The following is a 14,569-nucleotide window of genomic DNA, read 5'->3' on the forward strand; positions in this document are numbered from 1 at the left end:
CAACCTAAAAGAAGACAACGGACAGCAAAGATGGCGGATCGCAGGATTCGTCATCTTTTGGTTTTTCATCCTAAATATTGACAATGTTTTCGCCCATGTGCTTCAATACTCATACATTCCAAGTAAGGAGGTAGTATTGATGAACACAGCTGTTCATTTCCCATTAACGGCACCTCAGCATCGGATATGGTACTTGGAGCAATTGTATCCGAACACAGGCATAAGCGTGATCTCGGTGGCACTGCGTTTAAGGTCGAAGCGGGGATCCTTGGATCCGAACCGTTTAGAGCAATGTGTGCACCGCATAATGAAAAGCAGCAGAAGCCTCAACTATCGAATTATCGACCCCATAGATTCTGCACCCTATCAATATCTTCATCCTTATGCCTCTGCACCGATAGAACATATTAATATGATGGAATGTGATCAGCGCGCAGTAGACGATTGGCTGCAGCAGAGATCCAAAGAACCGATGGAATGGAATCACGCCCCCCTGTATCAATTTTCGATATTAACAAGACCCCAAGAGCTCCTTCTATTCATCCGATTACACCACATCATCTCAGATGGAATCACCATTCAGCAATTCATTGATGATATCGTGCAAGTGTATAGCGAGCATGATCAAGAGACAATAAGCCTGATTGAAAGACCTTCCTATACCGCTTATATGGAAAGTGAAGCGCGCTATAACGAATCGAAGCGCAAGCTGCAAGATGAGCAGTTCTGGCTCAACTATATGACAGCAGATCGTGAACATATGCAGGATATGATGCTAGAACAGCCTTCAGCGCGCATCCTAGAGCCAGAAGCGGGGCGTTATGTCTACCCTCTTTCTAACGTGCTCAATGAACAAATAAAGGCGTTCTGTGCACAATCACAGTGGAGTATTTCAACCTTGTTTACAGCACTCTTTCTCCTGCATCACTATTATCAAACGTCGAATCCTTCACAGGTTGTAGGCATTACGATCAGCAACCGTACAACCAAGCAGGAAAAGGAAATGCCTGGTATGTGCGTCAGCGTTCTCCCGCTTCGAATGAAAGTGGAGAGCGAACAATCCGCTTCTTCGTTCATTTCAGCCGTTTCTCAGGAACAGTTCAAACTTGCGAGACATCAGCGCTATCCGTATAACGAATTGGTGTCCCTGCTTCGCGAGCAGGCAGAAATCTCTCATTCTCTTTTCAATCTATCAATCGAATATCGCATGACGGATTCATTCAACCAGCATGGACATCCTGAGCTTGAGTATGAGTGGGAGCATATTCATAGCGGATATGAGGAGAATGACCTTCTTTTAAGAGTCCATCAGATCAAAGAAAGCGGAGAAATCAGGCTTCAGCTGGATTATCGGAAAAGCAAATATACGTACGAGGACATCAAGACGCTTGTTGAAACGATGATGTCGATGATCGAGCAGGTCATTCAGGAGCCTGAACGGAAGATTAGCCAGCTAGAGCTTTGCACCGCACGAGACAAGCTGCGAATAGCCGGATTTAACGACACCCAAGTGGAATATGATTTTGCTCAAAATGTGGCGGCGCTATTTTCAAAACAAGCAAAGCGATCTCCTAACGCACCAGCTGTCATCAGCCGAAAGGGAAGATTGACTTATAGGGAGTTAGAAGAGTCCAGCGATCAACTCGCAGCAAGCCTCATCTCGCTTGGAGTAAAGCAGGAGTGCGTGGTGGCAATCCTTACGCGCAGGACTCCACAGCTTCTTGTAGCGATGCTTGCGGTCTGGAAGGCTGGCGGAGCATGTCTTCCCATTGATCCACAATATCCTGACCATCGAATTCGTTATATGCTCGAAGATAGCGAAGCGCTTGTGGCATTGATTGACCATCAAGTGGATGCAGCGCAGTTCCCCCTGCAAGGCATGAGGATATGTGTTCTCTCGGATATGGCGTCTTCTGGCCCAATGAGGCAGGCAAAGACGGATAGCCAGACTGCGGGGACTCTAGCGAATGTATCTGCAAGTTCCGGGAGCATTCAGCCTGAGCAGCTTGCCTATCTGATCTATACGTCCGGCTCTACAGGGACTCCAAAAGGCGTCATGATTGAGCATCAATCATTCAGCAACACCCTTCAATGGCGAGCTGCTGAGTATTCTCTCAAAGAAAGTGATGTTGTGCTGCCGGTGCTTTCCGCTGCGTTTGATGGTTTCTTCATTTCCTACTGGACACCGCTTATTGCGGGAGGAGCGGTCGTTTTGCCGGATGAAGACGAAATGAGAGATTTAACGCATATTCCATCCATGATCCCGGACTACGAGGTCAACCATCTCGTGATGACACCTACATTGTTCCAGGCCTTTACGGAGACAGCGGCTCTCTCCCTGCTTGCGAAGGTTCAGTGCGTGACGCTTGCAGGAGAACGGATATCGAATGCGCTGCTAACAAAGGTTAATCAAAACTTTCCGAGTATGAAGGTCATGATCGAATATGGACCTACAGAAAATAGCGTCGTTACAACAATAAAGCGCGATGCGAAGCCTATGGAAAGGTACAGCATCGGGCGTCCAATCGCCAATCAGCGGATATATATTCTCAATGATGAGCTTAAGCTTCAACCCATAGGAATGGAAGGCATGCTTTATATTGCAGGAGCTGGACTTGCAAGAGGGTATTATGGCCGTCCAGATCTAACGGAGGAAAGGTTCTTAAGCGGAGAGGCGATAAATAAGCTTGGCGAAGAACGGTTGTATCAAACGGGGGATCTTGGCTATTGGCTTCCGAATGGGGAAATTGCATTTACAGGGAGAGTAGATCATCAATTGAAAATTCGCGGCCATCGCTTGGAACTGGGTGAGATTGAGGCGGCTTTGCAACAATATCCTTATGCGGAGACAGCTGCTGTATTGGCTCATAGAAGAGCGGACGATGAGGAATACCAGCTTGCGGCCTTTGTCGTCGGTCGTACAGGACTGGATATAGAAGCTTGCCGCTCATGGCTTCAAGAGCGGCTTCCTTCTTACATGATACCAACAACGGTCATTGCCTTGACGAGTATGCCTAAGACGCCGAACGGCAAGCGAGATGATCACGCGCTCTTGAAGCTTGCCGAGGAGTGGGAGGCGGCTCAGGACTATACACCCCCTCATTCCCGTGAAGAGCAGCTGCTCGCTATGGTATGGGAGGATGTCCTGCACATCCAACCGATTGGAGTGATGACATCCTTCTGGGACCTTGGCGGGGACTCTATTAAAGTCATGCATGTTTCTGCAAGCCTGCATGCATCGGGGTTTAAGCTGAAGGTACAGGACGTCTATCGCTATCCAACCATTAGAGAACTTGCTATCAGGCTAGAGCCGCTGAATCTTGTGTCTGATCTAATATCAACGCCTAAAGGCGAGGTGCCGCTAACGCCGATGCAGGCATGGTTTTGGAGACAGCCAATCGTACAAAGAGATTGGTGGAATCAAGGCTACATTCTCCGCTTTCACGATCGGTGCAATCCTGTTGCATTGAAGCAAGTACTGGATCAGCTTGTTATCCATCATGATTCGCTTAGACTGTCCTTTTCAGAAGAAGGGAAGGGGAAGGTTGTGCAGCGATATCGCACAATAGGAGAAGGAACGCTGTACAGTTATGATCAATATGATCTCCGTGGACATAGGGAAGCACGCCTGGAAATGCAGCAGCTAGCCACTCGCGTTCAAAGAAAGACGGGTCTCAAGCAAGGACCGCTTGTTGCGGCGGCACTCTTTCAGCTTGATGAGGGAGATGAACTGCTGCTAACCATTCATCATCTGGTGGTGGACGGCTATTCCTGGCGAATGCTGCTAGAGGATATAGCCGAATGGTATGAGCAAGCCGTTAACGGCATTACGCTTCGGATCAAATCCAAGACAGACGATTGGGGACAATGGTCGCGAGCGGTTCAACAGTATGCGAATGATGAAGCGATTCTGAAGCAGATGGAATATTGGCATAAGGTTGAAAAAACACCAAGTGCAATGCTCCCTCTAGACAAGCCGATCGGAAGCAATCGTATATGCGATGTTGGGCATGTAGGCATCTCCTTCACGCAGGAGGAGACCGACTTCATCATACGCAGGCTTCATAATCTTGCCGGGACGGATGTTCTGCAGGTTCTGCTTGGCGCCTTGGGCCTTGCCCTTCGGAAATGGTGCGGCGGGGAGATGTTCCTGCTCGATATTGCTGGTCATGGACGCCAGCTCGCGAGCCAAGACAGGGATGTGTCTCGGACGGTTGGATGGTTCACATGCATATATCCTATTGTGCTGAGTGTCCCGCAGACAGCGGACCCAACAAACATCCTGCAAAGAGTTCGCAAAAGTCTTCAGGAGGTGCCGGATCAAGGGATCAGCTACGGTGTGATTAAATATTTGCGAGCTGAGGATAACCCATATGGTGAGACGCTAGGCTTCGTGAAGCCCTCGATCTTCTTTAATTATATGGGCCAGTTCGGTCACGAAGCGGATAACGAATGGTTCCAGCTTATCGATAACGGGGCCGGGCTTGGGCAGATGCTTCACGGTGACAACGAGAGAGCGTATGAGATCGAATTTGTTGCCAAGGTGATGAAAGGCATCCTCTACATGAACATCTTCTACAGCAGAAAGCAGATTAGCGATGTCGCTGTCACAAGGTTAGCAAACAACTATAAAGCGGAGCTTCTTCGAATCGCGAATGCCTTTTTATACGAAAAAAAACAATCTGCAAACCTTAAGCACGATCTTGGAACAACTCTATAAATATACCAAAAGCAAAAAAGTAGAGATGTGCTTGAATTCGTAGTTCTATCAAATAAAAAGTCCTCATAGATTCTAGTAATAGCGAATCTTTCACGTGCCCCTTGTTGACTGTGGAGTAGAGTTGAAGGGATCCGTCAGCTAGAAGAGGAGGGCTTTTTGTTATGAAATCAACGATCAAAACGATAAACGTCGCTCGCTGGAAAAAAAAGTGGATGACCATCCTGACGACGGGTCGAACCTTCGTCCTTATGGCTATCGCTTCTGCTGTGTTCATTATCGTCGTCGGTGTTGGAGGAATACTTGAACAAAAAGGCCAGTCGTCCCCTTTTTCTTCGATGCGAGGGATTACCGCACAGCTTTCGTCGAGCTGGTTCTCAAATATGCTTGCAATGGAGATACCTTCGATGAAAGGGGAAGAGAATGAAGAGGCTCTATCAGCCAAGCAGGTAAGCCAGATGCTGTTCCGCCTTGCGACGAACGTAAGCCTTGACGATCCGAAATCCTTGGTGGCAGGCGAGCTGCCTGGGGGAATGCGGGAAGTGGCCGTACCACTTAGGCTTGGCACTGGCAATCAGATTGCAAAGGGACCAGAGGATCTTGCCCCGTCGGACATGGCGCCGCATACAGAAGAAGGAAGCGATCTCTCCCATGGCGGAGCTCCTGTTGATGATCCAGCAACGGTTGAGCCCGTTAAACCAGATCCAGTTCCCGACAAGGAACCTGCTAACGAAGGCACGGGTGAGGAAGCGGACAAGAATAAGGTCGTCTTCATCTATCATTCTCACAATCAGGAATCGTGGAAGCCGGAGCTTTCTAAGCCTACAGACAATCCAAACGATCCGAAAGTCAACATTACGCTCGTAGGCAAACGGATGCAGCAGCAGCTAGAGAAGCGAGGCGTCGGTACGCAGCATTCCAACGTGGATTATAAATCGACGGTTAAAAATTACAATTGGAACCGATCCTATCAATATTCGAATCAAACGGTGAAAAAGGCAATGGCGAACAATAGCAATCTGGGATTCTTCTTCGATATTCATCGCGATTCATCAAAACGTGAAAATTCCACGGTAACCATTAATGGCAAGGATTACGCTAAGGTGTACTTTATTATTGGCCATAAAAATCCGAACTGGAAGCAAAATGAAAACTTTGCCGCGAGCATACACGATCGACTTGAGAAGGAATATCCGGGTATCTCGAAGGGGATATGGGGAAAGACAGCGAGCACAGGCAATGGGGAATATAATCAATCACTCTCTCCCAACAGCGTCATTATCGAGATTGGCGGTATTGAGAACACATTGGAGGAAAACTATCGTACTGCAGATGTGCTGGCTGAGCTGATTGCAGAGATTGTGCATGAGAAGAAGGGAACAGAAACAGCCAAACAATCGAAGACAAAGACAAATACAAAGATGAATACAAAGACCAATGAAAAGACGAGTGCAAATTCATAACGCATGTCTCGCATCAACGATCTTCATAAAAGTTAGCAGCTTCTCTATTAAAATAACTTGTTGAACAGGAGGAATCCCTATGAAACGATACGCAAAGCGATTAATGGCTCTTATACTTTTCCTTTGCATGGGTGTATTCATTGGAATGGAAATGACTCAAGCAGGGATTGAGCGGGTTCAAGGGCCATTTGTTGACTCCCTTGCGGAGCGTTCCATGGCGGAGAAGCCTGATGAGACAAGTGCGGCCGAGATCCTCCAGGAGAAAAGTAAAAAAGAGGAGGAGCTTGCGTTACAAGATAAAGAGCTGGAGGAACTGGAGCAGAAGATTAAGGAGCTTCGTGAGCAAAGAAGAAAAGCTGGAAGCGAGGCGTGGGACGAGGAGACGGTTGCGGAGCTGGCGAAGGAGCTTCAAGCCAAGCAGAATCAGCTAACGCTCCAAGCGGCAGAAGATGCCCCTGTCAATAAGCTGGCTGATCAGACAGCTGGACTGCTCCAGCATTTGTCTGAGACCGGGATTAAAGCGGTCGTTGGGATGTTCGGAGGTCTATTTTAAACGATCGATCACTTTTAAAAAGAGCTGAAGCTGCGTTTTAAAAGTGATTGAATGCCAGACACGCATGGATGCAAAAAGATATTTTTTTCTTAGCAATAACTTTGAAAAAGGGCCAAAAAGGCCTTTTTTCGCGTTTTATGAAAGGATTGGTGAATGATTCCATGAAGTCAGAAAGTACCAAACATTGATGTGAAGCGCCATCTTCGGTATAATATGTTGATTGAATATTTGGCCAGTAGTGGGGGTATGGATGACGAATGACGGAACTGCTGACGAGACAAAAGAAAATTCGTAATTTTTGTATTATTGCGCATATCGACCATGGTAAGTCTACACTTGCCGATCGGATCTTGGAATATACAGGTGCGCTCACATCCCGTGAGATGCAGGCCCAAGTTCTTGACCAGATGGATCTGGAGCGGGAACGCGGCATTACGATCAAGCTGCAAGCGGTTCGCTTAAACTACAAAGCGGACGATGGCGAAGAATACATTTTGAATCTGATTGATACACCTGGACACGTCGACTTTACGTACGAGGTATCCAGAAGCCTTGCGGCATGTGAAGGTGCTCTGCTCGTCGTAGACGCTGCGCAAGGGATCGAGGCTCAGACGCTCGCGAATGTATACTTGGCGCTTGATAATAATCTGGAGATTATTCCGGTTATCAACAAGATTGACCTGCCAAGCGCAGAGCCTGAGCGAGTGAAGCAGGAAATTGAGGACGTGATCGGGCTTGATGCTTCCGATGCGGTTCATGCTTCTGCAAAAGCAGGCATTGGTATTAAGGAGATCCTGGAGCAGGTCGTACAAAAAGTACCTGCACCAACAGGAGATCCAAAGGAACCGCTTAAGGCGTTGATCTTCGATTCGCACTACGACCCATACAAAGGGGTTATTGTATACGTTCGCGTCGTGAACGGATCAATCAAGCCAGGCAGCAAGATCAAGATGATGGCGACGAACAAAACGTTCGAAGTCATTGAAGTCGGTGCCTTCAAGCCTCGCATGACAATCGTTGACGAGCTGAACGTCGGCGATGTTGGATTTATCGTTGCAGGCATTAAAAATGTAGGAGACACTCGTGTCGGGGATACGGTCACAGATGCGAAGCATCCAACGACTGAGCCGCTGCCGGGCTATCGCAAGATCAACCCGATGGTATTCTGCGGACTCTATCCGATCGAGACTTCGGACTACAATGATTTGCGTGAAGCGCTTGAAAAGCTGCAGCTTAATGACGCTTCTTTGACATTTGAACCGGAAACTTCAACTGCCTTAGGGTTTGGTTTCCGCTGCGGATTCTTGGGGCTTCTCCACATGGAGATCATCCAAGAGCGCATCGAACGCGAATTCAATATTCCATTGATTACAACGGCGCCAAGCGTTATTTACCGCGTTACTTTGACTAATGGTGAAGAGCTTCAAATTGACAACCCATCCCTCTACCCAGAGCAAGGGAAGATTGAATTTGTTGAGGAGCCGTTTGTTAAAGCTTCAATTATCGTGCCAAATGACTTTGTCGGCGCCATTATGGAGCTTTGCCAAGGCAAGCGCGGAGAGTTTGTAGACATGCAGTATTTGGATACGACGCGCGTCACGATTACGTACCAAATTCCATTGTCTGAGATCGTATACGACTTCTTCGATCAACTGAAGTCCAGCACAAAGGGCTATGCGTCCTTTGACTATGAACTGTCCGGCTATCGCCGCTCGAACCTTGTGAAGATGGATATTATGCTGAACGGGGAACAAGTCGATGCACTTTCGGTCATCGTTCACCGCGAGCGTGCTTACCACCGCGGCAAACTCATCTGCGAGAAGCTTCGTGAGCTTATACCTCGTCAAATGTTCGAGGTGCCTGTGCAGGCATCGATCGGAACGAAGGTTATTGCTCGCGAGACCGTTAAAGCAATGCGCAAGAACGTCTTAGCGAAGTGCTACGGCGGTGACATCTCCCGTAAACGTAAGCTTCTGGAGAAGCAAAAGGAAGGGAAGAAGCGCATGAAGCAGGTCGGAAGCGTAGAGGTTCCGCAGGAAGCGTTCATGGCGGTTCTCAAGATTGACGAGAGCAAATAAGATGAACTTTTGCATGGAGGCTAATTAGGCCTCCATGTTCGCTTTAGAAACCATAGTTCTATATGATAGATAACCACAGGTAAAGGTGAAGGAGGGAGCTACATGTCAGCTGCACCGCACGCAGTTTATATTCACATTCCATTTTGCACGAATAAATGTCATTATTGCGACTTTAATTCCTATGTGCTGAAGGGACAGCCTGTCATGGACTACCTGAATGCCATGGATCAGGAGATGGCAAGAACGGTTGAACGTATCCCTCCAAAGACGATTGAGACCATCTTTGTTGGTGGAGGAACGCCAACCGTGCTTGAGCCCGATCAGATGACGTATTTCCTTGATTCCGTACGACGCCACTTTCCAGACTGGAGCGGTGACATCGAGTTCAGCATGGAGGCTAATCCAGGTACGACGGATAAGGAAAAGCTAAAGGCCATGCGAGATGGCGGCGTCAATCGAATCAGCTTCGGCGTGCAATCCTTTAACAACACGCTTTTGCATGATATAGGAAGAATCCATAATACGGATGATGTCTATCGCAGCTTGGAGAATGCCAGAGCGGTTGGATTTGATAACATGTCAATCGATTTGATGTTTGGCTTGCCGAATCAGACGCTTGACGTTATGTCCCATACGCTTGACCGGGCCTTGGAGCTGGATTTGCCTCACTACTCCATCTATAGCCTTAAGGTAGAGGAGAATACGCTGTTCCATCGCCTATATCAGCGAAATCAGCTGCCGCTGCCAAGTGAGGATGATGAGCTTGCAATGTACCAAATGATTATGGATCGCTTACGCAGTGCCGGCTATCATCAGTATGAGATCAGCAACTTCGCTAAGCCAGGATATGAGAGCAGACACAATACGACTTACTGGCGGAACGAAGATTACTATGGCATCGGTGCAGGAGCACACGGCTATATGGCTCATGAGCGGCACATCAACATTAAAGGGGTTAATCCTTATATTGAAGCGGCCTCTAAGGCGCTCCCTCGACTGGATTCCTTCTCGGTGAATAAGGATGAGGCGATGGAGGACTTTATGATGGTCGGTCTCCGCATGCATGAAGGCGCCAGCAAGTCGAGATTTGCTGGTCAGTTTGACGGCAAGCAAATGGATGCTGTCTTTCATTCGGAGCTATCGAAGCTGCTCCAAATGGAACTGATTGAAGAGATTGAGGACGGCTATCGATTAACGGAGAAGGGTATTCTTTTCGGAAATAACGTATTTGGCACCTTTGTTGGGGCCTTGAGTGAAAGTGAAGCCTAAGCGCAGGCAGAAGTATAAAGCAAACTAAATGGAATACCTTATACCTAGATGTGGTTTAAGCATTGGCGGTTAAGAGAACGTCCTTGAATGATTAAGGAGGATTTTCTTTTCCGGCATGCTGGGACCGCATCTTTTTTTACTATTTATAGAGTTTATAAGAGAAGACTCATGAACCTCATCACAATACTATATGTGGGTAAGACAACCTCACAGTGCGTCCGTTCACCTCGAGGACTTCGATAGGCGTTTATATTCCCCATGAAGAGTGATAAAAAATGGTTGCAATAGTATGCAACCTGATGTATATTCATACACATCTATCGTGATGAAGATCACTCGTAACACAGGGAGGAACCATAGATGACAGCGGTGTGCAGACGTGCTACAGAACAAGATGTGGAGCATTTATATGAATTGATTCTCGGCTATTCCTTGCAAGGGATCATGCTGCCAAGGAGTCGTGATATGCTGAGGAACCAACTCCACGACTTTGTAGTGGCGGAGGCGGAAGGCGAGCTGATCGGATGTGGGTCACTCACGCAACTTGGCAAGGAGCTAGTGGAGATTCGCTCACTTGGCATCACGCCGTCCTATAAAGGCAAGGGGATTGGCACTATGATCATGGACGAGCTGCTTGATATGGCAAGAGACCGGAATCTTACTCGGGTCATGGCGCTTACGTATGAAGTTCGTTTTTTTGAAAAGAACGGCTTTGAAGTGGTGGAAAAGGATATTTTTCCTGAAAAAGTGTGGACGGATTGCATTCACTGCAGCAAGCGTCACGCTTGTGATGAGATCGCTGTGCTTAAAATTCTAGAATCATGAAGCGAATAAGCTTTTAAATATCTTCGTCAAACCTACCGAACCGACTTGACAATCGTCTCGTCCGTTTGGTATTTTTGTATTAATGTTTAGCACTCGTTAAAGATGAGTGCTAACGAAATGAAGCTGAGCTGCATATGCTAACAGCATGCAGCATGGATGGCTTTGAATTGTACAGCATTCGACGCGGTGACAGCCAAGAAGGAGGGATGCGCATGTTAACAGAACGCCAGCGCTTAATACTTGCAGCCATTGTCGATGATTATATTAGTTCGGCAGAGCCTGTCGGTTCGCGTACCATATCGAAGCGAGGAGATGTAGGGTATAGTCCTGCAACGATTCGTAACGAGATGGCGGACCTTGAGGAGCTTGGATTCTTGGAGCAGCCGCATACCTCGGCAGGACGTATCCCGTCGCAAAAGGGATATCGTTATTACGTGGATCACCTCGTACGATTAGATACATTGTCGTCTGAAGAGATGAAGCGACTGAAAACAATGTTTGCGGAGAAAATAACCGCAATGGAGCAGGTTGTTCAGCATGCTTCTTCCGTATTGGCTCAGCTGACGAATTATACGTCTATTGCGCTTGGACCAGAGATGTTCAGCACGACGCTTCGCCACTTCCAGCTGCTCCCGCTTAATGAGGAGACGGCTGTTGCGATCGTTGTAACGAGTACTGGTCATGTTGAGAATAAGACGGTCTCGATTCCTCCGGGCGTATCGAAGGAAGAGCTGGAAAAGGTCGTCAATATCTTAAATGCAAAGCTAGCAGGAATTCCATTAATCCAACTTCGTTCACAGCTGTATACAGAGGTAGGTGCAGAGCTTAACAAGTATGTCAGCCATGCCCAAGAAATGATCGGTCTTCTTGAAAGTGTAGTGGGAGGCCCTGATTCTCACCGCGAAGTGTATTTGAATGGTACCTCGAACATGCTGTTCCAGCCGGAATTTAAGGATGTTGATAAGATTAAGACGATATGGGACCTTTTGGAGGAGACCCCAGCCCTGATCAAGGTGATCGGTGACGCTCCTTCAGGAATACAGGTCCGAATCGGGCAGGAAAATGGACACGAAGCCATTGCCAATTGCAGTTTGATTACAGCAACGTATACCTTTGATGGTCAGCCGCTTGGCACGATCGGGCTTCTCGGACCGACTCGAATGGAATATGCGCGTGTATTGAATCTGCTCAATGTGGTTTCATCGCAGCTTAATTTGTTTTTGAATCGCTGGCCCCACTAAGGTGGGCCCTCCGTTCATGAATAAGGATACTCGTCAAGTGAGGAGGTCAGCGAATTGACGCAAGGATCAAACACTTGGAATGAGAGCGACGAACGGCATGCGACATTGTTGAACAATGCTCAGGCCGTTCGGGCGCTTTGCTCTGCTATTGAAGGAACCTTAGGGCCTAAGGGATTGGACGTCATGCTGGTTGGCTCGAACGGTGACGTCATTATTACGAATGATGGTGTTACCATTCTCGAATCGATGGACGTCACTCACCCGATTGCTAAACTAGTCATTCAAGTTGCAAGAGCTCAGCAGCATGAGGTGGGCGATGGGACGACCACGGCGACCGTGCTGGCCGGTGCGCTTGTACAGGCTGGTGTGGAGCAGGTCGTGCGCGGTGTGCCGGCAGCGAAGGTTGCTGCGGGAGTCGAGCACGGTGTCAGCATCGCAAGACAACTTCTGCAAGAGCGTGCGATTCCCGTACAAGGCTTTGATGATCCGCTGCTTCATCAGGCGGTACATATTGCAGGAAGAGAACACAACGATATTGTGCAGCTCGTGCTGGACGCAGCTCGTGCCGTTGGCATGGAGCGGCTTAATCAGACGCAGTATCGTTTCGCAGATAGCATTGTCGCACATGAGAAAGCAAGCAATGAATGGTTTGAAGGACTGCTGCTTAAGCAGAAGCCGCTGCAGCAGGAATGGCACAGCAAGCGAGAACATTGCCGAGTCATTGTCATGCAGGACAGCTTGGAGCCGGAATCGATGGATGAGCACCTGCTCACTACAGAAGCAGGATTCGAGCAGTATATGAAGCTTAAGTCCAGCTTTATGGAGCAGCTTCTCAAGCTGCAATCGCTTGGAGTTGGCTTCATTGTTCTTGAGCGAGGCATTGCGCCAGAAGCGGAACAGTTCTGCCTTGATCATGAGATCATGGTCATTCAGCGCGTGAGGATATTAAGCGGATTGCCAAGCTTACCGGAGCGAAGCCGCTTAAGCGGTCAGCTTTGCACAAGGATGCGAATGCCTTAGGCAGCATGCTTGGCCATACGGAGCTTGTGTGCTACGATGACCGATTGGAAAGGGTTCGGCTATACCCTTCCAAGGATCGAGCTTTGAATCAGAGCGCTGACAAGCTTGTGACGATGATTGTAGGAGCTAGCACGAAGGAAGTTGTCGGGGAGCGAGCCCGCATCGCAGCAGATGCTGCAGCAGCCCTTCAGGCAGCCGTTCAAGGCGGAGTGCTTCCTGGCGGAGGAGCCTCTGAGCTGGCACTCGCTTATCAGCTTGAGCGCTACCGCGAAACGGTTCGCGGAATGGAAGCGTTTGGCATTGCAGCAGTTGCAGAGGCACTGCGAAAGCCGATGTCCCAAATCGTATGGAACGCAGGCTTCAATCCTCTGGAGAAGCTGGAGGAGGCTAGAGCAGCACAAGCAAGCCAAGGAACCGATACGATTGGTATTCACTGCGATACTGGCAATCTGCTCGATACGTTACAGGCAGGTATTGTAGATCCTGCGCAAGTGAAGCTTCATGCTTTGGCTGCCGCGGGTGAAGTCGCCTGTGCCGTACTCCGGATTCATACGGTAATTAAGATGAAGAGCTAAATCGATATGAGATGAATGCCTTTGATGCTTACGAAAATGTACAGGGCATAAGACTCTGTAGAAGCAAGATTATCGCCTATTGTTAGACACAGCTTATAAAATATGATATCTAACCTATATAAGGTTTGATCGATAGATGCAATGTATTCCAAATGGGAGGTGAATGGTTTGAAACCAGAACAAGAACAAAGCCAAACAAATACGGCAGAGCAAGAGAACGATTTGGATCAAGTTGAGACAAACGCTTCTCATGATCATATGGAAAGCTCTGATACAACCCATGTAGAAGGTGAATCGCTTGAGCAGGAAGCAAGTGCTCTAGACGAGGAACTTCAGCAGGCGAAGAAAGAATCAGAGGAGAACTATCAGCGTTTACTCCGTGTGCAAGCGGATTTTGATAACTTCCGTCGCCGCACGCTAAAGGAGAAGGAAGACCTTGCTAAATACGCATCACAGAAGCTCGTTGAACAGCTTATTCCTGTTCTCGACAACTTTGAGCGTGCGATGGCAACCAAGCCTGCTTCAGGCGAGGTTGAGTCCTTTGCAAAAGGGATGGATATGATCTTCCGTCAGCTTCAGCAAGTATTGGAGCAAGAAGGGTTAACCCCTATGGAGACGGTTGGTGAAGCCTTCAATCCTGAATTCCATCAAGCGATTATGCAAGTGGAATCCGATGAGTATGACGAGGGCATCGTGGTTGAAGAGGTACAACGAGGCTATATGTTGAAGGACCGCGTTCTTCGCCCAGCAATGGTAAAAGTAAGTGGTTAAGCGATAACGAGCGAGGCCATTTGAGCTTGATTTTAAATAGGAAACGTACTGAATAAG

The 14,569-nt window shown here is 48.1% G+C and carries 8 protein-coding genes and 1 pseudogene; all 9 read left to right on the plus strand.

What is annotated here, in order from left to right; all coding sequences use genetic code 11:
* Positions 1–139: 139 nt before the first annotated feature.
* Positions 140–4,720 (plus strand): non-ribosomal peptide synthetase, encoded by a 4,581-nt coding sequence (locus tag I2H74_RS06605; RefSeq protein WP_195572654.1) that lies wholly within the window; start codon positions 140–142, stop codon positions 4,718–4,720.
* A gap of 161 nt (positions 4,721–4,881) precedes the next feature.
* Positions 4,882–6,180: a stage II sporulation protein P gene (spoIIP, locus tag I2H74_RS06610; protein WP_195572655.1), complete on the plus strand. Its 1,299-nt coding sequence runs from the start codon at positions 4,882–4,884 to the stop codon at positions 6,178–6,180.
* A 79-nt stretch (positions 6,181–6,259) separates the two neighbouring features.
* The gene (locus I2H74_RS06615) at positions 6,260–6,733 is read left to right on the plus strand and encodes a hypothetical protein (RefSeq protein ID WP_195572656.1); all 474 of its coding nucleotides are present in this window, start codon (positions 6,260–6,262) and stop codon (positions 6,731–6,733) included.
* A 257-nt stretch (positions 6,734–6,990) separates the two neighbouring features.
* Entirely contained in the window at positions 6,991–8,811 is a 1,821-nt protein-coding gene (lepA, locus tag I2H74_RS06620; protein ID WP_195572657.1) for a translation elongation factor 4, read from the plus strand.
* A 102-nt stretch (positions 8,812–8,913) separates the two neighbouring features.
* Positions 8,914–10,080: a radical SAM family heme chaperone HemW gene (gene hemW, locus I2H74_RS06625; RefSeq protein WP_195572658.1), complete on the plus strand. Its 1,167-nt coding sequence runs from the start codon at positions 8,914–8,916 to the stop codon at positions 10,078–10,080.
* Positions 10,081–10,440: 360 nt separating this feature from the next.
* Positions 10,441–10,905 (plus strand): N-acetyltransferase, encoded by a 465-nt coding sequence (locus tag I2H74_RS06630; RefSeq protein WP_195572660.1) that lies wholly within the window; start codon positions 10,441–10,443, stop codon positions 10,903–10,905.
* A gap of 212 nt (positions 10,906–11,117) precedes the next feature.
* Complete coding sequence (gene hrcA / locus I2H74_RS06635; protein ID WP_195572662.1) at positions 11,118–12,146, plus strand: heat-inducible transcriptional repressor HrcA; 1,029 nt, start codon at positions 11,118–11,120, stop codon at positions 12,144–12,146.
* Between the two features lie 54 nt (positions 12,147–12,200).
* Positions 12,201–13,741: pseudogene (locus tag I2H74_RS06640) on the plus strand (TCP-1/cpn60 chaperonin family protein).
* A 168-nt stretch (positions 13,742–13,909) separates the two neighbouring features.
* Positions 13,910–14,512, plus strand: coding sequence for a nucleotide exchange factor GrpE (gene grpE, locus I2H74_RS06645; RefSeq protein WP_267490712.1), 603 nt, complete (start codon positions 13,910–13,912; stop codon positions 14,510–14,512).
* Positions 14,513–14,569: the final 57 nt, after the last annotated feature.

This window comes from Paenibacillus sp. 1001270B_150601_E10, assembly GCF_015558675.1.
Taxonomy (GTDB): domain Bacteria; phylum Bacillota; class Bacilli; order Paenibacillales; family Paenibacillaceae; genus Paenibacillus_B.